23 protein-coding genes are annotated in these 23791 nt (G+C 50.0%); 20 read left to right on the top strand and 3 right to left on the bottom strand.

Annotated elements, in window-relative coordinates; genetic code table 11:
- The first annotated feature begins 78 nt into the window (after positions 1–78).
- On the top strand, positions 79–726 hold the full coding sequence (locus tag AC50YG_RS29605; protein WP_494832275.1) for a 50S ribosomal protein L25: 648 nt from the start codon (positions 79–81) through the stop codon (positions 724–726).
- Between the two features lie 247 nt (positions 727–973).
- On the opposite strand, the gene AC50YG_RS29600 is transcribed toward AC50YG_RS29605, so the two are convergent.
- Complete coding sequence (locus AC50YG_RS29600; protein ID WP_494832273.1) at positions 974–1513, bottom strand: GbsR/MarR family transcriptional regulator; 540 nt, start codon at positions 1511–1513, stop codon at positions 974–976.
- Positions 1514–1798: 285 nt separating this feature from the next.
- On the opposite strand from AC50YG_RS29600, the gene AC50YG_RS29595 reads away from it, so the two are divergent.
- The 6 genes from AC50YG_RS29595 to AC50YG_RS29570 all read left to right on the top strand — a co-directional run bounded on the left by AC50YG_RS29595 (position 1799) and on the right by AC50YG_RS29570 (position 7114).
- The gene (locus AC50YG_RS29595) at positions 1799–2623 is read left to right on the top strand and encodes a carbohydrate ABC transporter permease (RefSeq protein WP_494832297.1); all 825 of its coding nucleotides are present in this window, start codon (positions 1799–1801) and stop codon (positions 2621–2623) included.
- 23 nt (positions 2624–2646) lie between these two features.
- On the top strand, positions 2647–3486 hold the full coding sequence (locus AC50YG_RS29590; RefSeq protein ID WP_473755396.1) for a carbohydrate ABC transporter permease: 840 nt from the start codon (positions 2647–2649) through the stop codon (positions 3484–3486).
- A 40-nt stretch (positions 3487–3526) separates the two neighbouring features.
- Positions 3527–4885, top strand: a complete 1359-nt coding sequence (locus AC50YG_RS29585; protein WP_494832271.1) for an ABC transporter substrate-binding protein — start codon at positions 3527–3529, stop codon at positions 4883–4885.
- A gap of 3 nt (positions 4886–4888) precedes the next feature.
- Positions 4889–5785, top strand: a complete 897-nt coding sequence (locus AC50YG_RS29580; protein WP_494832269.1) for an HAD family hydrolase — start codon at positions 4889–4891, stop codon at positions 5783–5785.
- A 7-nt stretch (positions 5786–5792) separates the two neighbouring features.
- Entirely contained in the window at positions 5793–6137 is a 345-nt protein-coding gene (locus tag AC50YG_RS29575) for a DMT family transporter (RefSeq protein ID WP_494832267.1), read from the top strand.
- A gap of 62 nt (positions 6138–6199) precedes the next feature.
- Positions 6200–7114 carry a metallophosphoesterase family protein gene (locus AC50YG_RS29570; RefSeq protein ID WP_494832265.1) on the top strand — a complete coding sequence of 305 codons (915 nt, stop codon included), beginning with the start codon at positions 6200–6202 and terminating at the stop codon, positions 7112–7114.
- On the opposite strand, the gene AC50YG_RS29565 is transcribed toward AC50YG_RS29570, so the two are convergent.
- Positions 7111–8253: a WG repeat-containing protein gene (locus AC50YG_RS29565; RefSeq protein ID WP_494832262.1), complete on the bottom strand. Its 1143-nt coding sequence runs from the start codon at positions 8251–8253 to the stop codon at positions 7111–7113. The two genes, AC50YG_RS29570 and AC50YG_RS29565, sit on opposite strands and share 4 nt — an antisense overlap.
- Positions 8254–8339: 86 nt before the next feature.
- On the opposite strand from AC50YG_RS29565, the gene AC50YG_RS29560 reads away from it, so the two are divergent.
- The 7 genes from AC50YG_RS29560 to AC50YG_RS29530 all read left to right on the top strand — a co-directional run bounded on the left by AC50YG_RS29560 (position 8340) and on the right by AC50YG_RS29530 (position 15853).
- Positions 8340–9110 (top strand): hypothetical protein, encoded by a 771-nt coding sequence (locus AC50YG_RS29560; RefSeq protein WP_494832258.1) that lies wholly within the window; start codon positions 8340–8342, stop codon positions 9108–9110.
- Between the two features lie 69 nt (positions 9111–9179).
- Positions 9180–9581 (top strand): hypothetical protein, encoded by a 402-nt coding sequence (locus AC50YG_RS29555; protein WP_494832256.1) that lies wholly within the window; start codon positions 9180–9182, stop codon positions 9579–9581.
- Between the two features lie 130 nt (positions 9582–9711).
- Positions 9712–9858: a hypothetical protein gene (locus AC50YG_RS29550; protein WP_494832254.1), complete on the top strand. Its 147-nt coding sequence runs from the start codon at positions 9712–9714 to the stop codon at positions 9856–9858.
- Positions 9859–9918: 60 nt separating this feature from the next.
- Positions 9919–10479 (top strand): aminoacyl-tRNA hydrolase, encoded by a 561-nt coding sequence (gene pth / locus AC50YG_RS29545; RefSeq protein ID WP_494832252.1) that lies wholly within the window; start codon positions 9919–9921, stop codon positions 10477–10479.
- 128 nt (positions 10480–10607) lie between these two features.
- Positions 10608–10841, top strand: a complete 234-nt coding sequence (fin, locus tag AC50YG_RS29540; RefSeq protein ID WP_046234476.1) for an anti-sigma-F factor Fin — start codon at positions 10608–10610, stop codon at positions 10839–10841.
- Between the two features lie 249 nt (positions 10842–11090).
- The gene (gene mfd / locus AC50YG_RS29535) at positions 11091–14618 is read left to right on the top strand and encodes a transcription-repair coupling factor (RefSeq protein ID WP_494832250.1); all 3528 of its coding nucleotides are present in this window, start codon (positions 11091–11093) and stop codon (positions 14616–14618) included.
- Between the two features lie 77 nt (positions 14619–14695).
- On the top strand, positions 14696–15853 hold the full coding sequence (locus tag AC50YG_RS29530; RefSeq protein WP_494832248.1) for a peptidylprolyl isomerase: 1158 nt from the start codon (positions 14696–14698) through the stop codon (positions 15851–15853).
- 109 nt (positions 15854–15962) lie between these two features.
- Here the strand turns inward: AC50YG_RS29530 and AC50YG_RS29525 are convergent, their stop codons facing one another.
- Positions 15963–16847 carry an AraC family transcriptional regulator gene (locus AC50YG_RS29525; RefSeq protein WP_473755408.1) on the bottom strand — a complete coding sequence of 295 codons (885 nt, stop codon included), beginning with the start codon at positions 16845–16847 and terminating at the stop codon, positions 15963–15965.
- A 158-nt stretch (positions 16848–17005) separates the two neighbouring features.
- Between AC50YG_RS29525 and AC50YG_RS29520 the strand changes: the two genes are divergently transcribed.
- From AC50YG_RS29520 to urtE, 6 genes are all read left to right on the top strand, one after another.
- Positions 17006–18406: an MATE family efflux transporter gene (locus AC50YG_RS29520; protein ID WP_494832245.1), complete on the top strand. Its 1401-nt coding sequence runs from the start codon at positions 17006–17008 to the stop codon at positions 18404–18406.
- A gap of 452 nt (positions 18407–18858) precedes the next feature.
- Positions 18859–20121 carry an urea ABC transporter substrate-binding protein gene (gene urtA / locus AC50YG_RS29515; protein ID WP_494832240.1) on the top strand — a complete coding sequence of 421 codons (1263 nt, stop codon included), beginning with the start codon at positions 18859–18861 and terminating at the stop codon, positions 20119–20121.
- Positions 20122–20229: 108 nt separating this feature from the next.
- Positions 20230–21135, top strand: a complete 906-nt coding sequence (gene urtB / locus AC50YG_RS29510) for an urea ABC transporter permease subunit UrtB (RefSeq protein ID WP_056034884.1) — start codon at positions 20230–20232, stop codon at positions 21133–21135.
- A gap of 110 nt (positions 21136–21245) precedes the next feature.
- Positions 21246–22247: an urea ABC transporter permease subunit UrtC gene (gene urtC / locus AC50YG_RS29505; protein WP_473755468.1), complete on the top strand. Its 1002-nt coding sequence runs from the start codon at positions 21246–21248 to the stop codon at positions 22245–22247.
- Positions 22216–22995 carry an urea ABC transporter ATP-binding protein UrtD gene (gene urtD, locus AC50YG_RS29500; RefSeq protein ID WP_494832235.1) on the top strand — a complete coding sequence of 260 codons (780 nt, stop codon included), beginning with the start codon at positions 22216–22218 and terminating at the stop codon, positions 22993–22995. The genes urtC and urtD overlap by 32 nt, the downstream gene beginning before the upstream one ends.
- Positions 22973–23686 (top strand): urea ABC transporter ATP-binding subunit UrtE, encoded by a 714-nt coding sequence (gene urtE, locus AC50YG_RS29495; protein WP_494832233.1) that lies wholly within the window; start codon positions 22973–22975, stop codon positions 23684–23686. The genes urtD and urtE overlap by 23 nt, the downstream gene beginning before the upstream one ends.
- Positions 23687–23791: the final 105 nt, after the last annotated feature.

Below are 23791 nucleotides of genomic sequence, written 5' to 3'. Positions count from 1 at the left end.
CGCCGTTTAGGTTTGTTTATTTTTTGGCTCATTAGGGTAAAGCTATATGGAATATCACTTTTCTAGGAGGTTTCCATGATGTCTAACTCGATGATTGCCGAAACAAGAACTGCTCTTACAAACGGTGAGCTGCGCTCCCTGAGACAGCGGGGCAAAGTGCCTGCCGTGGTATATGGCAAACAGCTGTCCCAATCTACATCTGTTTTGCTTGAAGAGAAAGAATTGCTGGCTTTGCTCCGTTCGCATCCAAAGGCCGTACTGGAACTGAATATTCCATCCCATGGCAAAAAGCCGGTTATGATAACGGATGTACAGCGTGATCCGGTATCGCGCCAAGTGCTGCATGTGGATTTTCATCAAATTAACATGAATGAAGAAGTGAAGACGCAGGTCCGTATCGACTTCTTGGGTGAATCGAACGGGGTGAAGGAAGGCGGCATTTTGCAGGTGATGCTCCATGAGCTTGAGGTGCAGTGTTTGCCGGGCAGCATTCCAGATTCCATTGAGCTGAACGTGGCGGATTTGGAGATGGGCAGCAACCTGCTCGTCAGCGATATCGAGGTGCCGAGCGGTGTAGAAGTGAAGTCCGATCCCGAGCAGGTCGTTGTGACCGTGCTGGCTCCTCAGAAGGAAATTTCCGAAGAGGAAGCAGCGGAATCGGCAGCCGAGTCGTTTGCTCACGAGGTACGCTCCGAGGATGCGAAAGAGGTTGGCAGCAGCTCGTAGCCTGCAGGCTCGCAGTAGCTTAGCTCTTAGTTAGCAGCTAGTAGCTCGTAGGACAAGCGTGACCGGCAGCTTCTGCTGGATCATTATATAGGTATTGAAGAAACGTTGCCACACGATAAAAGCGGCTAGCGGCTCCATGCATTTGCATGGGGCCGCTTTTTGTTTGTCCGTTAAGGTAGTTGCCCTCAAACGTCGATGCAATGGATGGCAGCGCCTCACGACGCCAACATTGAGACGTAGAACATGCTCAGGTACCTTTTTCAAAAAAGGCTCCCGCCTTGAGCTGGTCCACGAATTGCTGGAGCCAAGCGTAATATTGCACAGCATGCCGCAGCTTCTGCAAATCCTCCAAGCAGCGCATACGCTCCTCCTCGCTCGTCTTCATGTCCAGAATCAGCTCGCTGAGCAGCGGAATAGTCGATTCGGCGGCTTCTGTCATAACATCCACTTCGTGCTGAAGCTTTGAGGTGAAAAAGTTTTGGAACGTTTTGAAAAAATCGGTCTCCGCCTGATACAGATCCTGCCGCTCCCGCTTCTCTGGCAGCTTCATAATCATTTGCGATGACATTAACGAGCGTACAGCGTAGCTCATGTTGCTTTTGCTCATATTCATATGCGCCTTCATCTCATCGAGCGTCATCGGCTTATCCTCAAAAAACATAATGCCATATAATTGTCCGAACGAATAGTTCGCCCCGTATAAATTCATCGTTTGCGCGATTGCGTCAATCATCGTTTGGCGCAAGGCTAGCCGCTGCGTCTCCTGCTCCTCCGTATGGTCTGGCATAACCATCCTCCATTTCTCCCGTCTGCCTCTTGTCCATATTATAGCGAACTCTTAAAAATTCAGCTTTATATTTGTATCTTTACAAGAAATTAAGCTGGTGATGACGATGCGTTAATAGTTCTACGACATAATGAGTATACAATAAATTTTGAATTTATAGATTTTTATTTCGGTAAAACGGCTAAAAAGGTCATTAATTAAATTTTTATTGAATGGAGAGTTTAGGTATTGAAACGGACAGGATGGTTGAACGAGTTAAAAGCAGTGCTGTTTACGCTGCCGGCAATGATTCCAATTACGGTCTTCTGGCTGGCGCCGCTGGTGTATGTCTTTTATTTGAGCTTTGTGGAATGGGACTTTATGAGTCCGGATAAGCTGTTCGTCGGCTTGGACAATTATGTATATTTGCTGCAAAATCCCGCCTTCTACCAGTCGCTGAGGGTGACGCTTCTATTCTGTCTCGGCAGTGTGCTGCCTATTATGGCAGGTGGGCTGGGGCTGGCGCTGCTGCTTGGGCGCTCGCTTAAGGGCTCCGCTCTGTATCGAACGCTCGTATTTGCGCCCTGGGTAACGCCAACGGTGGCCGTTTCAATCGTCTGGTCATGGATATTAGAGCCTAAGGTGGGGCTAGGCAATACGATTTTAGGGGCGATAGGGCTTCCGGCAATTGGCTGGCTGCAAGACCCCAAATGGGCATTGGTCGGGGTGCTGCTGGTGGGCATCTGGAAATCGGTCGGATGGGCGATGATCTTCTACATTGTAGCGCTGCGAAGCGTGCCGACGGATATGCTGGAGGCGGCAGGGCTGGATGGAGCCGGGGCTGTTCAAAAATTTCTGAACGTAACGCTGCCGCTTATCTCGCCAACAACGTTCTTCCTGTTCGTTGTGCAGACGATCGAGGCGCTGCAAGCTTACGATTCCATTAATGTATTGACGCAGGGCGGTCCATCAGGCTCGACTCGGACGCTGCTGTATCTGTATTACCAATCGGCCTTCGAATCATTCCAGGTTGGCGAAGCGTCGTCGATTTCTATCGTTATGATCGTCATTTGCGTTCTATTGTCCGTTCTATCCTTCACGGTCAGCCGCAAAATGGTGCATTACAACTAGCTAATAGGGAGGAATTTGGAGTTATGAAGGCTGTTTACCAAGCAGGGCTGGCGCTGCGGCATATTAGCTTGCTGGCTATTGCGCTCGCAATGGCATTTCCATTCTATTGGATGATGACAAGCGCGCTGAAGACAAACGATGAGATTTGGCAGTTTCCACCGACATTATGGCCGGAGGTGCCGTTATGGAGCAATTATGTGGAGGCGTGGCTTGCAGCACCCTTCGGTCAATACATTGCCAACAGCGTAATTGTTGCGGGCGCCATTGTCCTTTTGCAAATTATTAATTCAGCGATGATGGCTTACGCTTTGACCCATATGAGATTTCGGTTAAAAGGTTTTTTGACCAGCATTATTATGCTCGGTTACATGATTCCAAGCACAGCGGTGTATTTGCCCAGCTATATGATTTTATCCAAGCTCTATTTGCTAGATTCATATGCGGGCCTAATTATATCAAACGCGGTCAGCGTCTTCTCGATTTTTCTCATCAGACAGGCCTTTCTGCAAGTGTCGCATGAGATGGTGGAGGCCGGGCAAATCGATGGTGCATCGCACAGCCGAATTTTATGGACGATTATGGTGCCGCTGACCCGTGCCTCGTTCGTAGTGCTTGCACTCATTACGTTCATCTCGCAGTACAACAATTATTTTTGGCCGATGCTTATTACGAAAAATCCCGATCTCCAGCTCGTGTCGGCGGGACTGCGCAGCTTCTTCGTGGAAGGGGGTGCTTACGGGCTGAAATGGCCGCTCATTATGGCGGCAAGCTCTTTCACAATTATTCCGCTCTTGCTGCTGTTTCTGTTCGCCCAGCGGACGATTATGCAGAGTGTTAACTTATCTTCTGGCATTAAGGGGTAGCTTTACGCAATTAAAATAATAAAAAGTGGAGGAATGGACCATGTTGAAAAAAATGAAATGGGTGAGCACAATGTCGCTCACACTTGCAATGGTGACGCTTAGCGCATGTGGACAGACGGCAAACACGCAGACAGGTGGAGCGAGCAGCAGCAGTACGCCTGAGCAATCGGCAGCAGCCTCGGAGGCGCCGAAAGCGCCGGTGCAAATTGAGTTTTGGTACGGCCTTGGCGGCAAGCTGGGCGAAAATGTAGAAGCCATTATTAAGAAATTCAATGAATCGCAAAGCGAGGTCATCGTCAAAGGTGTCGTTCAAGCGGATTACAATGAAACGGAGCAAAAGCTTCAGGCAGCTATTGCCGCTGGACAGCCTCCCGCTGCGGTGCTGGCCTCCAATGTGGATTGGGCGGCTAAAGGGTATTTTGAGCCGCTGGATGGCTATATCGCCGCTGCGCCAGATTTTAAGAAAGAGGATTTTATCCAAACGTTTCTAGAGCAAGGACAAGTAGCAGGCAAGCAGTATTTTATGCCGATGTATGGTACGACTCAGCTCATGTATTATCGCTTGGATACTTTCGAGAAAGCGGGCATCAAGCCGGAGGATATCAAAACGTGGGAGGACCTTGCGGCAGCGGCTGAGAAAATGGCGGTGAAGGAAGGCGGCAAAACGACCTTCTATGGCTGGGAACCGATGTGGGGCGCAGACAATATGATTGATGCGACGCTCAGCAAGGGCGGCAAAATTTTGAGTGATGACGGAAAGACGGTTGTATTCGATTCGCCGGAATGGATTGAGACATGGGATTTATTCCGAAAATGGCTGCATGAAGATAAAACGATGGCGATTCACTCCGGTGGACAAGGCTGGGAGTACTGGTACAAAACGATTGATGATGTAATGAAAGGCCAAGCGGCAGGCTATACGGGTTCAAGCGGTGACCAAGGCGATCTGGATTTCAGCATCGTTGGCGCTATGCAGCAGCCGGGCTGGGAAGGTGTAGGCGAAGGCAAGCCAGTCGCTCGAGCAATTATGGCGGGCGTTCCTGCAAAAGCGAAGGATGAGCAGAAGGAAGCGGCCTTTAAATGGCTGTCGTTCTTCACGGGAAGCGAAAATACGGCATCGTGGTCGATGAACACAGGTTACATTGCGGTACGTTTATCTGCACAAGATGATCCAGCTTTTAAGGCATTCAGCGAGACAAATCCGCAAATTAAAGTGCCTTTGCAGCAAGCGTCGCATGGCTCGAAGCCATTTCTTGACCCGACAGGCGGCAAAATCAGCGATGCGCTGACTGTAGCGGCTGATCAGGTGCAAATCGAGAATATTTCGGCAGAGAAGGCGCTGAAGCAGGCTAAGGAAACCGCGCAGCGTGAGCTGGATAAGGCGCTAAAGGGCAAATAAGCGATGATGGATCGTTTAGCTCGTCTAGCTGGAAGGGAAGATGGCATAGAGCAGGAACAACAGCGAAGTCAGGAACAGCAGCGAAATCAGGAAAAAGCGCAAGGGAAGCAGCATCCAGTTGCTAGCCTTAAGGTTGACGAAGGCAAGCCCTGTGACGTTGAAGCCATTCTTTTTGATAAAGATGGAACGATTATTGATTTTGTCTCGATGTGGGGGAATTGGAGCGAGCTGCTGGCGAGCCGCTATACGGAGCGCCTTGCGGCTAAAGGCTTGCTGCTGTCCAAAGGGATGTTCCCCTCCCTCTGGGGAACCAGCCTTGATGCGGCGGGGAATGTATGCGCGTATGACCGCAACGGTCCGCTTGCGATGGGGACGATGAATGACTTGTATGCCATTGCAGCCTTGCAAGGCTATAAGCTCGGCTTGTCTTGGGGCGAATCGATGCAGCTAGTGAGGGAAAGCAAGGAAGAGGCTGATTTGGAGCTGAAAAGACGAAAAGCTGCCATCCCGCTTGCGGGCGTTATCCCTTTTATTGAACAGTGCAAAAAGGCAGGGCTGAAGCTCGGCATCGTCACGGCCGATGATACCGAAGCGGCGCGTGAGCATTTAGAGTGGATGGGGCTGCTGCCCTATTTCTCCGTCGTTATAGGAGCGGATCTCGTGCCGCGCAGCAAGCCGTATCCCGACATGCTGGAGCTGGCTTGCCAGGAGCTTGGTGTTGTCCCTTCGTCGATTGCTATTATTGGCGATACCGATGGCGACATGAGAATGGGGCAGGCAGCGGGGGCGGCATTATGTATCGGCATAGCGAATCAGGCCGCGAGCGTGCTTCCCTCGGCGGATGTCATCATTGCTTCCTATTCGCAGCTTGTTGTGGAGGAAGCTCATACTGAAGGGTGAGTAAATAGTGGGCTATCTATGGCTGGCACTGGCAATTGTGCTGGAGTTGTCTGGAACAATATCGATGAAACTATCGGCGAGCTTTACGCGCGTGATTCCGTCGATTGCTATGTTTATTTTTTATGGAAGCAGCTTTACCTGCCTGAACTTTGCCCTGCGTTATATGCATGTAAGCGTTGCGTATGCGGTATGGTCAGGTGTAGGCATTACGCTCATTACAGGGGCTGGCTATATCTGGTTCGGCGAGCGAATCCCGCTCTCGGCTCTGCTATGGGTCGGAGTTATTGTGATCGGCGTTGTTGGGCTGAATATGAGCATTAGCGCGCATGGGGCGGCGGTTAGAGGAAATTAACGGAGCTAGAGCAGCGAGGCAGCTAAGGTTAAGGAAGCAAAGCAGCAAAAGGAGTTTTAATGATGAAGAAGGTTAGTTTGTGGTGTGAAAAGAATACGGCGCCTAACCTCGGCGAGCCGCTGATGTTTTTTCAAGTCATTACGGATACGCATGTAACGGTTGACCCGAATCATGTGCATAATCAGCAATTTGAGCGCGCGCTTATGGATATTCAAGAACGGGCGGCAGCTTCGGGCAGCGCTGGCATTATGCATGCTGGCGATATTACGGATCATGGGGAAGAAGCGGAATATTTACAGTTTTCAGCGATAGTCGAGCGTGTGAAGCAGAACGGCAAGCTTCCGCCTGTGCTTTATACGATTGGCAACCATGATACGTGGAAGGATTGGGAGCAAGGGCAGGAGCTTGGAAGCTTCAAGCATTTTACGGGGATGGACAGCGTTTATTATGATCGCTGGATCGCGGGCTTCCATTTTATTTTTCTCGGGTCGGAGACACAGACGCCTAAAAATGCGGAGCTATCCAGCACGCAGCTGGCATGGTTTGGAGAGAAGCTGGAGGAGCACCGCGGGGATTCGCGTCCCGTATTTCTATTCCTTCATCAGCCGCTGAAAAATACCGTTGCCGGATCGCTGGAGGAGCAGGAGTGGTACGGCGTGAATCAGGACGAAGAGCTGCGCGAGGTGCTGGCCGGCTGGCCGCAGGTGATTTTGTTCACCGGGCACACCCACTGGGAACTGGGTGCGCCGCATACGGTGTTTGATGGGCAAGGCGAGATCGCGACTATGTTCAACGCGGCATCCGTCGCGTATTTATGGACGGATGAGGATGCGCATAAGGCCGGCAGCCAAGGCTATTATATTGAAGTCTACGAGCAGGGCGTGCGTGTCCGAGGCCGTGATTTTGTGGCGCGCCAGTGGATGGAAGCCCAGGACTATTTTGTGCATAACGGTCATGCGGGTGAAAAAGAAAGCTAGCTCCGCCATTTTTCGTCTTCAATATTGTTCCAAACGATGACGCCTGTCTTATTGATATAAGCATGCATGGCGGGCGTTTTCATTTTAGAATTTTCACGGAGCTCGACGACAGCCAGCTCTCCCCGGAACGGCTCGGCATAGCTATATGCAGCCGTCGGTTTGATCGCATAAGCACCTTGCTGATTGATATAGCCAAAGGATGAGCCTGCTTGAACAGGGGCTAGTCCGTTTGAGAAAGGGCCACCGGAACTCACGTTCATGGTTGCTCTTTTTCCTTGTTTATTAATGAAAAAGGATTTGCCATTGCGTTCAACGTAGGCAAGGCCCTCTGAGAAAGGCTGAATAGCGGTGTAATTGGGCTCGAACAGAAACTCGCCGCTCTTGTTAATAAAACCGTAGGTGTCTCCAGAAGACACGCGTGCAGCGCCCTCCGTAAATGAATCCGCATAGTTGAAGCGCGCAGGAATAACGAGCTTTCCAGTTTGATCAATAAACCCGTATTTGATTGTCACGCCTTCCTTGCTTTTTTTTAGATAGCCCACTAAAGCCATGCCATCTGAAAAATTGGTTGCACTGCTGAACTGATAAGGAATAACGAGTTTGCCATCCGTATTAATATAGCCGCTGCCTTTACCTATGGTTACGATGGCGAGCCCTTCGGAAAAATCACGGGCTTTATGAAAAATAGGCTCGGTTATTTTTTCTCCCTTGGCATTCAAATAACCATACTTCTTCTGCAGCTGTCCATCTGCTCCCTTAACTTGCTCCTTGTAAATGACACGCTCGTTCTGCATTATGCCGACGCAGCGCGTCTGAGGGCATTCAAAAAGCTTCGTTCCTTCAGCCGAAAAATAGATGATCGTCTTCTGTTTATTGTCAGTAACTTGGACGGGCTCATTCGGCTTTAAGGAGAAGGAACGCGAGCCGCCGTCGTATACGGGATCAATGACTATTTTCCCGCTTTGATTAATGTAGCCGTATTTGCCGTCCTTTTTAATCAAATACAAATAATGGCGGGCTTCAGCCGCCGATTTCGTCTCCTTTTGCGAACCAGTGTCTTCCGCACTGCTGGCAGATACCGTGCCTGTAATCAGGCTAGTGATGATGGCAAACATAAGTAATGTACGAAATAACCGCATATGCTCATTTCCTCTCCTGTAGCTAGTATGGTTGGATATGGAATTATTTTCTCCATGTTTAATTGACGTTGTTGGTGTGGGTTAGGTTGCAGCGGCAGGAAAGACAGATCATTGTTGAGCTAGAAAAAATAATAGACAGTGGGGAAACAGATATAGAGGAAATAGAATATTTGCTTGCCCTAACTGAAGAATACCAAACTTTGGCTAAAAAAAATAAAGACCTTCCAATTGTTGTAGAATCATTTGCAATAACATACGAAGATGAATTTGAAAGAATTGATGCGCTTGCACAAGAGTATTACTATGATTATAAGAAAACAGGGGTATTACCTGAACATAGTGCAAAAGGAGAAGGGGGAGCTATTTTAATTGCTCAGGGTGTTACGGCACTAGGTTCTCTGGGGATTTCGGAAACAGAAAGACGACTTGCTACTAGATTGGTAACTCTTGGAGTTACGGCGCAGTTGGATGGTCCATTGCCAGTGCTTGATTTTATTTGTTTAGTAGCTGGAGTGGTCATAGTTACCGATTATGTAGTAGATGGTTTGAGAAATAACAGGCCGGCGGTTACAAATCAAATTCGATCATTTTATGGTGAAGCATATGGGGTAGTATCAAGCACCACAATGGGTGTCTCTGTTGCAGTATTAGCTCAAGCAAGGAATGGATGGAATCATTTTGAAGCTTTTAGGATTAATCCGAACGGACTGGGCGGGATTGCAGTAGGAAATCCACTTCCCTACTCAGCGGCGGCATCATGGCTTGGTGCAAGCAATGATGTACAAATTCTCAATAAACCTCATTACCATGCAACAAAATTATTTGTTAGAGTAGGAGGACATTCCTTCTGTAATTAAATCTAAATCTGAATAGTCTGAGTAGGTTTGACCTACTCAGACTATTCAGATATCTTAGGAGGTAATTTTATGTGTTATTTCATGTATGCAGCTACGGATAATAAGCTCAATAGTGATATTTTTCATGAATACAATAGGAAGTACAACATTTATATAGAGGATATTACAGCTTACGTTCCTGAGAGAATGAAGGATTATATTTATTATTCTATAAACAGACAGTGTTCATGTGACTTTTATTCATCAGATGCAAGAAGAAATAATGAGAAAGAACTCTTAGCGCTATTAACATTAATAAAACAATCAGGAAGCTTGATATTTTGCATCGTAGATGATGGGAATAATAAGTATGAAGGAATAAGTTTGCAAAAAGTTATGGAGAGCTTTCCTGATGAGGAGCTAGCTTTAGATGATTTTTTAAACAGGTATCCGATAGCGTTAAAGCCTGATCATGTATATAAGGTTTCATAAATATAGAGTATGTGAAAATAGTAAAGAACCAGACCGCGTGAATTTTATAAACTTATATATCACACGAATAGAATGGATAACTAAAAACAATTTCAGTCTGTTTCTTTAAGATTACGGGGACGATAGTGAAATGAACCGCCTGATAGCCCGCTTGGATGACCCTGCTGGCGGCCAGGTTTTTTTCACGTGGAACATTTTTCGTAGAGAAGGGGTCCGCGATGTTATCGTTCATATCGGTTATCCGCTGCAATATATTGACCGCAATGAAGGAAAATAAGGTAAAATGGAGAACATAACAATCGATAAGGATCGAGACAGCAAGGAGTGAAAGACCGCTATGAAATGGATTGTGGGACTCGGCAACCCTGGGACGCAATATCAGGGCACGAGGCACAACGTTGGATTTATGGTTATTGATGAGCTCGCACGGCGATGGGGCATCCAAGTGACGCAAAGCAAATGCAAAGCGCTGATTGGCGAGGGCAATGTGAATGGTACGAAGGTTGTGCTGATCAAGCCGATGACGTATATGAATTTATCTGGTGAATCGGTGCGTTCGTTCATCGATTATTTTAAATCCGATGTGACCGAAGGGCTCGTCGTATACGATGATCTCGATACGGAGGTTGGGCGTATCCGTCTTCGTTTCCAAGGTGGGCCCGGCGGACATAACGGCATTAAATCGTTGATTGCGCATTTAGGCACGCAGACGTTTGACCGGATTCGCATGGGGATTACACGTCCGCAGCCCGGCGGCAACATCGCCGACTACGTGTTGTCCAATTTTCCGAAAAACGAGCAGGAACAGTTGAAAACGATGATTGATCTGGCTTGTGATGCAGCGGAGTTTTCACTGAAAGCGTCCTTCGAGGAGACGATGGCGAAGTTTAATCGCTAATTTGGTGAAAAAGGTCCAGCTGTTCATGCCGTGCAGGCTCTTTTTCCCGATGCTGCTGTAGAAGATGCGTAAAATAGGCTAAAGCCGGGCATACTGAAGGGTATAACCATTCTTCAGGAGGCATACATATGGCTGTAAACTATATTTGCAAACACTGTCGTACGCCTATAGGGACGATTGCAGGCGGTGGCGAAATTACCGAGCAGCAGCTCGGTTTCGATTTCTTGACCCTTGAAGAGCGCAGCGATATAATTACGTATGACCAGCACGGAGACGTGACGGTTAAGGTGATTTGCGATTATTGCCGGGAAGCGCTAGAGGCGAATCCTGAGCTGAACTTAATCGCGAGCCCGTTGCAGTAGAAGGTAAGTCATTTGAAAGTAGCTTGTAAAGGGCATTGAATGAAACACGCTGCGCCACCAGGGACGGCGACAGCCGTTTCACCTTGAGCTCACAAGTAATGTAAGGCCTTGGCGGCTGGCTGAGGCTTCTTTTCGATGATAGCGATTCATACATGCAAAGCATAGAGCTCACCTTTTTAGGTGGGCGGTTTTGCTTGAAATTTAAGAATGTATAAGTGGTCTGTTTATAGAAATGGGGTGCCGAGACGATTGAAAGCGTTAATACAGGCTTTTGCGGCTGATCCGGATGTGCAGTCCATAATAGCCGGAATCCGTTCAGGAATGCGCGAGCAAATGGTATCAGGGCTTGCTGGTTCATCCAGACAAGTGCTGATGGCCGCAGTGAAAGAAGAGATAGACCGTCCGATGCTTGTCGTGACACATAATATGTTTTCAGCGCAGAAAATTACGGAGGATCTTCAGGAATGCTTCTCTTCGGATACTGTGCTGCTCTATCCCGCTAATGAGCTGGTAGCTGCCGAATCGGCGATCTCGAGTCCTGAGACGCTGGCGCAGCGAATGGACGTGCTGATCAAGCTGTCCGAAGGCTTCCGCGGGATTGTTGTCGTGCCATTTTCCGGTGTGCGGCGCTACTTGCCCGTACGCGGCGTTATGGCAGAGGCGAAAATCACGATTAGCGTGGGCGATGTTCTGCCGATTGACAGCTTCCTGCGAAAAATGACCGGACTGGGCTACATTCGCGTAGATCGCGTTGAATCCCGTGGTGAAATGAGCGTACGCGGGGGAATCGTCGATTTTTACCCGTTGACTGAGGCTTCCGCTTACCGGATTGAATGGTTCGGCGATGATGTCGATTCCATTCGGACATTTGACGCCGCTGACCAGCGGTCGCAAGGCAATATTCAGACGTATACGGTTCCGCCATGCCAGGAAATTGTTGCGAGCGCAGAGCGCTTTGCATCAGCAGCTAGCCATGCGGCGGCCTTGCTGGAGCAGCAGCTTGGCAAAATGTCCGATCGTACGGCTAAGGAGCGCCTTCGCTTGGAAATTGGCAGCGAGCTGGAGAAGCTGCGCGAGCATATATATTTCACCGATATTTATAAATATATTTCCTTGCTGTATCCGGAACGCCAGACCATTATGGACTACATGCCGGAAGATACGCTGCTCATTATGGATGAGCCTACCCGCTTGATCGAAACGGCGAAGCAGTTGGAGCGCGATGAGGCAGAATGGGCGACCCATTTGCTGCAAAACGGCAAATCGCTGCCAGGCTTTGAGCTTGCGTGCAAGTCGGAGGAAGTTTTGTATGGTAAGCGGTTTCCTACCTTGTTCTTATCCCTGTTTTTAAGGCAAATTCCGCATTCGCAGCCGCAAAACATTCTCAATATGACGAGCCGGGCGATGCAAAACTTCCACGGACAAATGAATGTGCTCAAGGCAGAGATGGACCGCTGGCGCAAAATTGGGGCTAACGTGCTCATGCTGGCCGGAAATGCGGAACGCATGGAGCGCATGCGCCGCGTGCTGTTCGATTATAATATTGAGCCGCCTACGCTGCTGGAAGGCAACCTGCAATCTGGTTTCGAGCTGCCCTCTTCGCATCTGGTCGTCATTACAGAAGGAGAGATGTTCTCCCAGAAGCAGCGCAAGGCGCGCCGTATCGACAAGAAGATAGACAATGCCGAGAGGATCAAGAGCTACACCGAGCTGAAGGTCGGCGACTATGTCGTGCATCAGAACCATGGCATCGGCAAATATGTCGGCATCGGAACGCTGGAAATTGCGGGCATTCATAAGGACTATTTGCACATCGTATACGCAGGCGGGGATAAGCTCTCTGTTCCGATTGAACAAGTCGATATGATTCAGAAATATGTCGGCAATGAGGAAAAAGAGCCGAAGATCAATAAGCTGGGCGGCAGCGAGTGGACAAGGGCGAAAAGCAAGGTGCAGTCGTCGGTTAAGGACATTGCCGATGACTTGATCAAGCTGTATGCGCAGCGCCAATCGGCGCCGGGCTTCGCCTTTGGACAGGATACCGCTTACCAGAACGAGTTTGAGGAAATGTTCCCTTACGATGAGACGCGGGATCAGCTGCGGGCCATCGAGGAAATCAAACGGGATATGGAGAAGCCGATGCCAATGGATCGTTTGCTATGCGGCGATGTGGGCTACGGCAAGACGGAGGTTGCTGTACGGGCAGCGTTTAAGGCGGCTATTGAGGGCAAGCAGGTTGCGATTCTCGTGCCAACTACCATTCTTGCGCAGCAGCACTATGAGACGTTCCGCGAGCGTTTCTCTGGGTATCCGTTCAATATTCAAGTGCTGAGCCGTTTCCGCTCCCGCAAGGAGCAAAACGATACGATGAAGGGCCTCAAAGCTGGGACCGTCGATGTCGTCATTGGCACGCACAGGCTGCTGTCGCAGGACATTGTGTTCAAGGATCTGGGCCTGCTGATTGTCGATGAAGAGCAGCGGTTTGGCGTATCGCATAAAGAGAAGCTCAAGAAGCTGAAAAATAACGTCGATGTGCTGACGCTGACGGCAACGCCGATTCCGCGCACGCTGCATATGTCGATGCTGGGCGTTCGCGATTTATCGGTTATTGAGACGCCGCCAGAAAATCGTTTCCCGGTGCAGACGTATGTGGTCGAATACAACACTGCGCTTGTCAGAGAGTCTATTGAGCGTGAATTGGCCCGTGGCGGCCAAGTCTATTACTTGTACAATCGCGTTCAGGGAATCTACCAAATGGCGGAGCTGATTTCAGAGCTAGTGCCGGATGCGAAGGTAGCGGTCGGGCATGGGCAAATGTCGGAGCAGGAGCTGGAGAAGACGATACTCGACTTCCTCGACGGAGAATCCGATGTGCTGGTCAGCACGAGCATTATTGAGACGGGTGTTGATATTCCGAACGTCAATACGCTCATTGTCCATGATTCGGATAAAATGGGCCTGTCGCAGCTTTATCAGCTGCGGGGACGGGTTGGCCGCTCCAATCGGATCGCATATGCCTATTTTACCTACCAGCGCGATAAAGTGCTGACGGAAGTCGCAGAGAAACGTCTGCAATCCATTAAAGAGTTTACGGAGCTTGGTTCCGGCTTCAAAATCGCGATGCGCGACCTTGCGATTCGCGGTGCCGGCAACTTGCTGGGCGCAGAGCAGCATGGTTTTATTGCGTCGGTTGGCTTTGACTTGTACTCGCAAATGCTTGCCGATGAGATTGGCAAGCGCAAGGCGGAGCTGGGTGGCGCTCCTGTGCAGGAAAGCAGAGTCGTCAGTACGCTCATTGATGTCAGCGTAGATGCTTACCTGCCATCCGATTATATTTATGACAGCATTCAGAAGATTGAGATTTACAAGAAGGTGGCGTCCGTTCGCTCCTTCGATGAGGCGGAGGATTTGACCGAGGAAATTATCGACCGTTTCGGCAATCTGCCGCAGGCGGTAGATAATCTGATGACGGTGGCAAAATTGAAGGTGTATGGCGCGATGTATGGCATTGAGCAGATTAGCCAGCGCAATGATGAACTCGTCGTTCGATATGCTGCCGCCGAGAAGAAGCGGATCGATAGAAAGCAGGTCGACAAGCTGTGCCTGCATTTTGAAAATCGGTTCCACCAAGGCAGCTCGCTGGAGGACAATCCGGTAGTTACCCTTCGAGGCAAAGGACTGGATATGGATCAGCGTCTGCTGCTGCTTGAGCAGTTTTTGAAGCGTTACGCTGATGCACGAATTGTGAAGGAGGAGCTGCAGGATACAGCTCCTTGATTTCCTGTAAATTCGCAATAGGGCCCACATATCTGTTACAATACAATCAACTTTATGATTTGAGAGGAGATTTATTAATGTTGCACAATACACGCAAATCGACATGGCGCAGAATGGCTCTGCTCGTAGTCGCGGCCGTGCTGGTTATGTCGGTTTTGGCGGCTTGCGGCTCGAAGAAAGAAGAAGGAAACGGTACAGCGTTCAGCGGTACAAGCGAGGGAGCGACTGTTGCTACTTATAAGGACAATGGCAAAGTAACCGAAGCTGAATTCACAAAGTATTTGGCGGTATTTAATTTCTTGCAGCCTGGCTATGAGTCCGTAACGGCTTTGCCACAATTCCAAGAGCAATTGCTTCAGCAGTACATTGCTTACAAAATCTTGGCGGCTCAAGCAAGCGAAGAAACGGTGAAGCAGGCTGCTACAGATACGGACAAGCAGTTTGCAGATTTTGAAGCGGCACTGGAGCAGCAAGCCGAACTGAAAACGCAGCTGGAAGCGAAAAAAATCACGAACAGCGATGTAAAAACCTATATGAAGCTGATGCTGGTAGTCGTAGATCACATGAAATCCAAAGTGACCGACGAAGAAATGAAGAAAGAATTAGAAACTAATCTTGCTAAATATACGACGGTAACCATTCGTCATATTTTAGCTGCTACAAGCGAGACAGATTCGGAAACACAAGAGACCAAGGAGCTGCGCACGAAAGAAGAAGCGCTGAAAATCGCCAAAGAAGTAAAAGCGAAGCTGGATGAAGGCGGCGACTGGGCGGCTCTCGCTAAGGTCTATTCGGACGACCCAGGCTCCAAAGAAGCTGGTGGTCAAATTGCAAATGCAAAGCCAGGCGACTGGGTTGAAAACTTCAAAAATGCTGCTATGACGCAAAAAATCGGCGTTATCGGCGATCCAGTAGAAACCGAATATGGCTATCATGTCATTCTGGTTGAGAAACGCGATGAGCTGACGTATGACAAGCTTGATGATACGACGAAAGAAGCCGTAGAGAGTGCTGTAGCTTACGCCCACATGAGCACTTTCATGAGCGAAGATATGAAAAATCAAGATGTGAAAATTACGCTGCCTGAGCAATCTCCTGCACCAGGTGCAGAGCAATCCCCAGCAGCAAGCGACGCTGCGAAAGCGACTGATGATGCTGCGGCATCGCAAGAGCCGGCTGCATCGGCTTCACCTAGCGCGTCGGTAGAACCGTCCGCATCGCCTGCGGCGAAGTAATAAACGCCTATCGCACAAGCGATAAGTTTATAGAATAAGCAAAAATCCCCATGTTCAGCTTACTAGCTGGGGCATGGGGATTTTTGCTGTGCACGCTTGGTGCGCGCGTTTAGCCATGCGAGAAGCGCTGGCGGTATTGGCGCGGCGAGAGCCCCTCATAACGCGAGAAGCAGGAGGTGAAATAAGCAGGCTGATTGAAGCCGACCTCCTCGGCAATGCGGGCGACTGCTAGGTCGGTTTGAAGCAGAAGCAGCTTCGCCTGTTCCAAGCGGAAGCGCATTAAATAATCGAAGGGCGCGCAGCCGAACTCTTTTTGCATGCATCTGGCAATGTAGACGGAATGGAAGTTAACCGCCTCGCTTAGCTCCTGCGCCGTTATGTTATCGCGGTAGTGCTCACGCAAATACGAGGCGGCTTGCTCGGCACATTGCGCGGAGGGAGAAGGTCCGGCAACCTCTAGGGAGGCAGACAGCTGTTCCATAATTTCTTGAAAAGCGAGCTGCTGCTTCCATTTGACGCCGGAAATATGATCATTCGTATTCAACTGCACGAGCTGCCGCAGCAGGCTGTCCATACGCGAAGGCTGGAGCAGCCTCGCAAATTGCGGGAGTTGTTTTGTAAAGGTTGGCATCGTGTAAAAGTTATTGTTTTGTATACGCTCGAGGCTGCTGCCGCCAGGCTGTTGATCGGCGAGCCTTTCTGAAACACTCCATGCTCCGGTCGTCTGAAAATGTATCCAGTAGTAAGCCGTGGTTTCTTGGCAGGCCTTCGTCGCATAATGGTAGGCATCAGGCCGCAAAATGAGTGCATGACCACCACGCACCTCATATTCCCGCTCTTCTTCCCCGATATAAAGGCAGCCCTTATTCACGACGAGCAGGTCGAACACGCCAATATTTCTTCTGCTCGGGTGTTTTCGTCCTGCCGGGGCGATGGAAAGACCGCCTATAATGTAATGGGGAAGCGGGGGAATCGTCAAATGAATCATCGTCATATGGCCGTGCCACCTCCTTGTCTTGAAGTTTGTATTTTAATAGTTTCGGTTTTGAAAATGATACATCATGCTCAGTATAGCATCTATAATTTGAGAAGACGAATGACACTAGAGCAACGGATGAGCGAGTAAGGCTGGCTCCAGAGGGAGATAGGAAAATGGCAGTAACGAACAAAAAATTATCGCTGTGGCTGCTGGCATGGCCGATTTTTATTGAGTTATTTTTACAATTTTTGCTTGGCGCGGCAGACACGCTGATGGTAAGCCGGATATCCGATCAGGCAGTTGCCGTTGTCGGCTTCTCCAATCAGCTGTTTCAGGCGCTCACGACGCTGTTTATTACAGTGGCCAGCGGGGCAGGCATACTCATTGCCCAAAAGCTGGGATCACGCAAAAACGAGGAGGCCCGGACGATTGCGATAATGGCGGTCAGTGTGAGCGGCATTATCGGGATTGGGCTGAGCGTCGTACTATATACGATGCCGGGGCAAATCGCTTCGCTCCTTAAGCTGCCGGAGCATTTGATGCCGCTTGCTGAAACTTATATTTCCATCGTAGGCGGGGGCATGGTGCTCATTTCCTTGATGGCAGCGCTTAGCACGGCGATTCGCAACACCGGCAATACGAAGGGACCGATGTATACAGCCATAGGCATGAACATTATACATGTCGTTCTCAACTATGCGTTTATTTTTGGCGCCTTCGGCTTCCCGGAATGGGGGCTGAAAGGGGTAGCGATATCGACGGTCATCTGTCGTGTGCTTGCCGTCACGGTGCTGTTTGTTATGTTCATGCATGCTTTTGAACGTACGATTCGGGTTCGCGATCTTGCAAATTTCAGCCGAAAGCTATTTGGCGATGTGCTGCGAATCGGTTGGCCGCTTGGCGTCAATATGTCCTGCTGGGTATTTACACAGCTGCTTATTTATACGTTTTTGGCGATGCTCGGCACGACCGAGCTCGCGGCTCGGACGTATTTAAATACACTGGAATCGTTTTGCTTCATGCTGGGGTATTCCATTGCTTTGGCGGTGCAAATTCAAATTGCTCATTTGTTTGGAGCCGGCCGAATGAAAGAAGCGTATGGCATAGCGTATCGCGCCATGTGGATCGGGCTTGCCATCGTTACGGTCAATGCCACGCTTATCTTCCTATTCGGCAAGCAGCTGCTCGGATTATTTACGGAAAATCGCGAAATTATAGCGCTCGGCGTCTCGCTGCTAGGCCTCAACCTCATTTTGCAGCCAGGAAAAATGGTCAATATGGCGATGGGGAATGCGCTAAATGCAGTCGGTGACACAAGGTTTACGATGTGGAGCTCGCTAATCTCCATGTGGCTCATTGCAACGGCGCTCGCCTACTGGGTCGGCATCGAGCTTGGCTGGGGGCTACTCGGCATTTATGCTTGCATGATTTTGGATGAGTACATTCGGGGTGCGCTAGCTCTATTTCGCTGGCGGGGGCGAAAATTTCTGCTCAAAGCCGAGCTGCAGAATGAACTGGAGCAAAAGGCTGTACAAGGCACGCTAGCCCCGGGCTCGGGTGCCCTTGCTAAGTGAAGATCGGTTTAAAACGTTGGAGCGATGCTTGAGGTTTTTGCATCAATAAAACAAGGAATAGCAGCTATGCGCTAAGCGTGTAGCTGTTTTTTTATGCTTGAGAACAAGAGCTGCGAATGAACAAGGGGCATCATCCTTCGTAAAAGCGATTTGGAAGTCTAATTGTATGTTAGATAAAATAACTTAAACATGAAGAGGAAAGCGAGTCGAAACGAAAATGAGGCATTAGAATCATCTTTGGACTGAATAAATATGTCACAAAAACAATTTTTTTGTCGAATAGAATAGAAAAATAAAAAGTTGTGTTAGATATATTGACATTAGATAAATTGCCAATCTATAATGAACCTGCGAACGTTCCCTCTGGACGAACGATTTATACATAATTTCTCTTAACGTTCGGTTTTAGCTATCTCTTATACAAATAATGCTTAACTTAGGGGAGTGGAGAAATGAAAAACAGAAAGTTCATTCAAGCGGGGATTATCGTATTGCTTATTAGCCTTATTGTATCGGCATGCGGGGGAAATAAAGAGACAGCCTCGACAACACCTTCGGAAACGGCGGGGGGAAGCGATGGGGCTGCGTCGTCTGATGGCATTAAGGTAGGTATTCTTCACTCGCTTAGCGGTACGATGGCGATTAGTGAAGTGTCAGTAAGAGATGCAGAGCTGATGGCCATTGAAGAAATTAATGCGGCAGGGGGCGTGCTGGGCAAGCAAATTGTTCCGGTCGTTGAAGATGGAGCGTCGGATTGGCCGACCTTTGCTGAGAAAGCCCGCAAGCTGATTTCCGAGGATAAGGTGGCGACGGTGTTCGGGGGATGGACCTCCTCAAGCCGCAAGGCGATGAAGCCGGTATTCGAGGAATTGAATGGCTTGCTCTGGTATCCGGTGCAATATGAGGGGCTGGAGGCATCGCCAAACATTTTCTATACGGGAGCGACGACGAACCAGCAAATTGTGCCGGCTGTTGACTGGCTGCTCGAAAATCGCGGCAAAAAAATGTATTTGCTCGGCTCCGATTATGTATTTCCGCGCACGGCTAATCTGATTATTAAAGAACAGCTCAAGGCTAAGGGCGGCGAATTGGTAGGCGAGGAATATACGCCGCTTGGACATACGGATTACAGCACGATTATTAGCAAAATCAAAGAAGCGAAGCCGGACATCGTATTTAATACGCTGAACGGCGACAGCAACGTCGCTTTCTTCAAGCAGCTGAAGGATGCGGGCATTTCCGCTCAGGATTTGACGACATTGTCGGTATCGGTAGCGGAGGAGGAAATCCGCGGCATTGGGGTAGATGTGCTGGAAGGGCATTTGGCGGCATGGAACTACTATCAGACGACAGATACCCCGGCCAATACGGCTTTTGTAGCCAATTATAAGAAGAAATACGGGGAGGATCGAGTGACGGCTGACCCTATTGAGGCTGGATACACAGCGGTGTATTTGTGGAAGGCGGCCGTAGAGAAGGCGGGCTCCACTGATGTTGCCAAAGTAAAGGAAGCGGCGAAGGAGCTGGAGTGGGATGCGCCGGAAGGCAAGGTGCGCATTGACGGAGAGACGCAGCATATTTACAAAACGGTAAGGATTGGCGAGGTTCAGGCGGACGGACAGTTCAAGGAGCTGTGGAATTCTGGCGAAGCGGTGAAGCCAGACCCTTATTTGAAAAGCTATGAATGGGCAGCAAGCATCCAGCCATCCGAGTAGAAAGCTTAGGCGCATGCTTTCGGAATGCTTGTGGGCATGAAATGCCTACCTATTGCAGCAGCGGTATAATGGCGATGGCGCAAGCCATCGCAGGAGGTGAAGAGCGGGATGGACGTATTTATATTGCAGCTGTTCAATGGCATTAGCGTAAGCTCGATTTTGCTGCTGATTGCACTGGGGCTGGCGATTACATTTGGCTTAATGAAGGTCATTAATATGGCCCATGGCGAGCTGATTATGATTGGCGCTTATTCCACCTATTTGACGCAAAATCTGTTTCACGCCTATATGCCGGGCTCCTGGTTCAACTGGTACTTTGTTCTATCGATTCCAGCGAGCTTCCTGATTGCATTTTTGTTTGGACTTCTGCTTGAAGTCAGCCTGATTCGCCATCTGTATGGCAGGCCGCTTGACAGCTTGCTTGCAACCTGGGGCGTCGGCCTTGTGCTTCAGCAGCTGGCACGGTCCATTTTCGGCGCTCCCAATGTGGCGGTGACCAGCCCCTCTTGGCTAAATGGCGGCATGCGCATATTGAACGATGTCGTGCTTCCATACAAAAGGCTGTTCATCGTCGGCTTGGTCGCGGCCTGTCTGATCGCCATGTACTTCTATATTTACCGCAGCCTTGAAGGTCGGCGCATGCGTGCCGTTATGCAAAATCGCGATATGGCGGCATGCCTTGGCGTATCGACCCGCCGCGTAGATGCAATGACCTTCGCGATTGGCTCAGGTATCGCAGGAATTGCGGGCTGTGCCTTAACGCTGATGGGGCCAATCGGCCCTTCTCTGGGCACCTATTATATTGTTGATGCATTCATGGTTGTCGTGCTTGGGGGTGTCGGCAAGCTGGTTGGTACAGTGCTTGGCGCGCTCGGCATTGGCGTGTTTAATACGATGTTTGAATATTGGACGAATGCTTCGCTCGGCAAGGTACTGGTGTTCCTGTGTATCGTGGCATTCCTGCAATGGCGTCCTTCCGGGTTTGTGGCAATGCGCACACGCTCGCTTGATTAATAGAGAAAGGGGTGACGGGTGTGAAAATAGAGCAGCGAAGGTTATCACCCCAGCGTTTGTGGATTTTGGCAGGTTATGCAGCTGCGGCCGTGGCGTTGTTCTCGGCTCCGATGTTTTTAAGTGATTTTCGCCTCAACCTGCTGGCAAAATTTCTTGCTTTTGCTATTGTGGCGCTGGGGCTGGACTTAATTTGGGGCTACACGGGCATTCTTAGTCTCGGCCATGGTATTTTCTTCGGGATCGGTGCTTATGCGATGGCGATGTACTTGAAGCTGGAGGCAAGCGGCGGGAAGCTGCCGGATTTTATGGGCTGGAGCGGGCTCAAGGAGCTGCCGCTGTTCTGGCAGCCGTTCAGCAGCTTTGGCTTTGCGGTAGCTATGGGTATTGTCATGCCTGCGCTGCTGGCGCTATTTCTCGGTTTTTTCACCTTTCGCAATCGCATTCGCGGTGTATATTTCACAATTTTGACGCAGGCATTGGTCATTATTACGACGACGCTGCTCGTCGGACAGCAGGCTTTTACAGGCGGGACGAACGGCGTAACGGGGTTTAGCAAAATATTAGGCGCTTCGCTCGCCTCCCCTGATACGAAGCGAATTTTATATTTTGTTACGGTGCTGGTGTTGATTGCGGTTTTTGTAGCATGCCGTTATGTCGTTGGCAGCCGCTTCGGCAAGGTGCTCCGCGCCATTCGCGACGGAGAAAATCGCGTGCGCTTCATCGGTTACAACCCTGCGATGTATCAAATGGCTATTTTCACTTTATCTGCCGCGTTTGCGGGTATCGCGGGCATGCTGTTTGTGCTCCATGTTGGCATTATTTCGCCCTCCATGATGGGCATCGTGCCCTCCATTGAAATGGTGCTGTGGGTGGCCATTGGCGGGCGCGGCACATTAATTGGAGCGGCGCTGGGCGCTGTATTGCTCAATTGGGCAAAAAGCGAATTCAGCACCTCCTATCCCGAGGGCTGGACCTATTTTCTCGGTGCAATGTTTGTCATCGTTGTAGTATTCCTGCCGAATGGCCTAACGGGACTGCTTGGCAAAATCAAGCTCGGCAAAAAACGGAGGGTGACGAAAAATGAGCCAACCATCGAGTATCCTGCAATGTAATGACGTGACGGTGGAATTTGACGGCTTTAAAGCGATTCAGGGCATGAGCCTCAACTTGGCAAAAGGGGAGCTGCGCTTCCTGATCGGTCCGAACGGCGCGGGCAAAACGACGATGCTGGATGTCATTTGCGGCAAAGTTCGTCCATCAACGGGGCAGGTCACATTCAATGGCGATATCGATATTACGCGAAAAAAAGAGCATCAAATTGCCGAGCTGGGCATCGGGCGCAAGTTCCAGGCTCCTTCGATTTTCCCCTCCATGACCGTTCTGGAAAATCTGGAGATCGCACTGCGTCAGCGGCGCGGCGTATTCGCTACACTGTTTGCGAGGGCGCAGGCAGAAGAACAGAAGCGGATGAGACGGCAGCTGGAGATGATCGGGCTGTCTGATCAAGAGGATAGCCGTGCAGGCGGTCTGTCGCATGGTGAGAAGCAGTGGCTGGAAATCGGCATGATGCTGCTGCAGGAGCCGGATATTTTGCTGCTAGATGAGCCGGTGGCCGGGATGACCGATAAGGAGACGGATAAGACGGGGGAGCTGCTTCAGGAAATTGCCCGGGAACGCTCCGTCGTCGTCGTCGAGCATGATATGGAGTTTGTGCGCAGCTTTGCGAGCAAGGTGACGGTCATGCATGAAGGCAAGCTGCTCAAGGAAGGCACGATGGAGGATGTGCAGCGGGATGACCGGGTAGCTGAAGTGTATTTGGGGAAAAGGCGGGATGCGGATGCTAGCCGTTCGACAGCTTGAGGCCGGATACGGGGAAAGCATTATTTTGCGCGATGTATCCTTAAAGGTGGAGCCGGGTCAGGTTGTATGCCTGCTCGGTCGTAACGGCGTCGGGAAAACGACGTTGATGAAAAGCGTTATGGGGCTGCTGAAAGCGCGGCATGGTACGGTGGCCTATAAAGGCGTGGATTTGACGAAGCGCGCACCGGGCAGAAGGGCGAAGAGCGGCATGGGATACGTGCCGCAGGGAAGAGAGATTTTCGGACAGCTCACGGTATACGAAAATATTTTGATCGGCTTGGAGGCCGCGCCGCGGGAGGGGCGAGGGCGTGGACAGGCGAATATGATCCCGCCCGCGGCCATTGCGAAATTTCCGGTGCTGCCGGAAATGTATGCGCGGCGCGGCGGTGATCTCAGCGGCGGACAGCAGCAGCAGCTTGCTTTCGCCAGAGCGCTCGCATCGCAACCGTCACTACTGCTGCTCGATGAGCCTTGCGAGGGCATTCAGCCCTCCATCGTGGATGATATCCGCGAGGTCATTCGTTCCATTAAGGCGGATGGCCAGACGGCGATCCTGCTCGTTGAGCAAAGCCTCGATTTTGTAAAAAGCGTAGGCGATTATTTTTATATTTTGGAAAAGGGCGCTATCGCTTGGGAAGGAACACTCGCGCAGTTGAGCAACGACGTGATCAAGAAATATTTGACGGTGTAGCATCCCCGCTTTAAAGCAGATAATAAACAGAAAAAGAGAAAGACTTACCTTTTTAAAGGCATTGGCTGCCCTTAGACGAGTAAGCCTTTCTTTTTGTGTTCTATT

Source organism: Paenibacillus sp. J31R34, from assembly GCF_059383715.1.
Note: the sequence above shows the minus strand (reverse complement) of the source record. Positions and strands in the feature narration are given on the sequence as shown.

Coding starts and splice junctions, on each gene's coding strand:
- AC50YG_RS29605 (WP_494832275.1), top strand. CDS start 79: ATGTCTAACTCGATGATTGCCGAAACAAGAACTGCTCTTACAAACGGT.
- AC50YG_RS29600 (WP_494832273.1), bottom strand. CDS start 1,513: ATGCCAGACCATACGGAGGAGCAGGAGACGCAGCGGCTAGCCTTGCGC.
- AC50YG_RS29595 (WP_494832297.1), top strand. CDS start 1,799: ATGATTCCAATTACGGTCTTCTGGCTGGCGCCGCTGGTGTATGTCTTT.
- AC50YG_RS29590 (WP_473755396.1), top strand. CDS start 2,647: ATGAAGGCTGTTTACCAAGCAGGGCTGGCGCTGCGGCATATTAGCTTG.
- AC50YG_RS29585 (WP_494832271.1), top strand. CDS start 3,527: ATGTTGAAAAAAATGAAATGGGTGAGCACAATGTCGCTCACACTTGCA.
- AC50YG_RS29580 (WP_494832269.1), top strand. CDS start 4,889: ATGATGGATCGTTTAGCTCGTCTAGCTGGAAGGGAAGATGGCATAGAG.
- AC50YG_RS29570 (WP_494832265.1), top strand. CDS start 6,200: ATGAAGAAGGTTAGTTTGTGGTGTGAAAAGAATACGGCGCCTAACCTC.
- AC50YG_RS29565 (WP_494832262.1), bottom strand. CDS start 8,253: ATGCGGTTATTTCGTACATTACTTATGTTTGCCATCATCACTAGCCTG.
- AC50YG_RS29555 (WP_494832256.1), top strand. CDS start 9,180: ATGTGTTATTTCATGTATGCAGCTACGGATAATAAGCTCAATAGTGAT.
- AC50YG_RS29550 (WP_494832254.1), top strand. CDS start 9,712: ATGAACCGCCTGATAGCCCGCTTGGATGACCCTGCTGGCGGCCAGGTT.
- pth (WP_494832252.1), top strand. CDS start 9,919: ATGAAATGGATTGTGGGACTCGGCAACCCTGGGACGCAATATCAGGGC.
- fin (WP_046234476.1), top strand. CDS start 10,608: ATGGCTGTAAACTATATTTGCAAACACTGTCGTACGCCTATAGGGACG.
- AC50YG_RS29530 (WP_494832248.1), top strand. CDS start 14,696: ATGTTGCACAATACACGCAAATCGACATGGCGCAGAATGGCTCTGCTC.
- AC50YG_RS29525 (WP_473755408.1), bottom strand. CDS start 16,847: ATGACGATGATTCATTTGACGATTCCCCCGCTTCCCCATTACATTATA.
- AC50YG_RS29520 (WP_494832245.1), top strand. CDS start 17,006: ATGGCAGTAACGAACAAAAAATTATCGCTGTGGCTGCTGGCATGGCCG.
- urtA (WP_494832240.1), top strand. CDS start 18,859: ATGAAAAACAGAAAGTTCATTCAAGCGGGGATTATCGTATTGCTTATT.
- urtB (WP_056034884.1), top strand. CDS start 20,230: ATGGACGTATTTATATTGCAGCTGTTCAATGGCATTAGCGTAAGCTCG.
- urtC (WP_473755468.1), top strand. CDS start 21,246: ATGTTTTTAAGTGATTTTCGCCTCAACCTGCTGGCAAAATTTCTTGCT.
- urtD (WP_494832235.1), top strand. CDS start 22,216: ATGAGCCAACCATCGAGTATCCTGCAATGTAATGACGTGACGGTGGAA.
- urtE (WP_494832233.1), top strand. CDS start 22,973: ATGCTAGCCGTTCGACAGCTTGAGGCCGGATACGGGGAAAGCATTATT.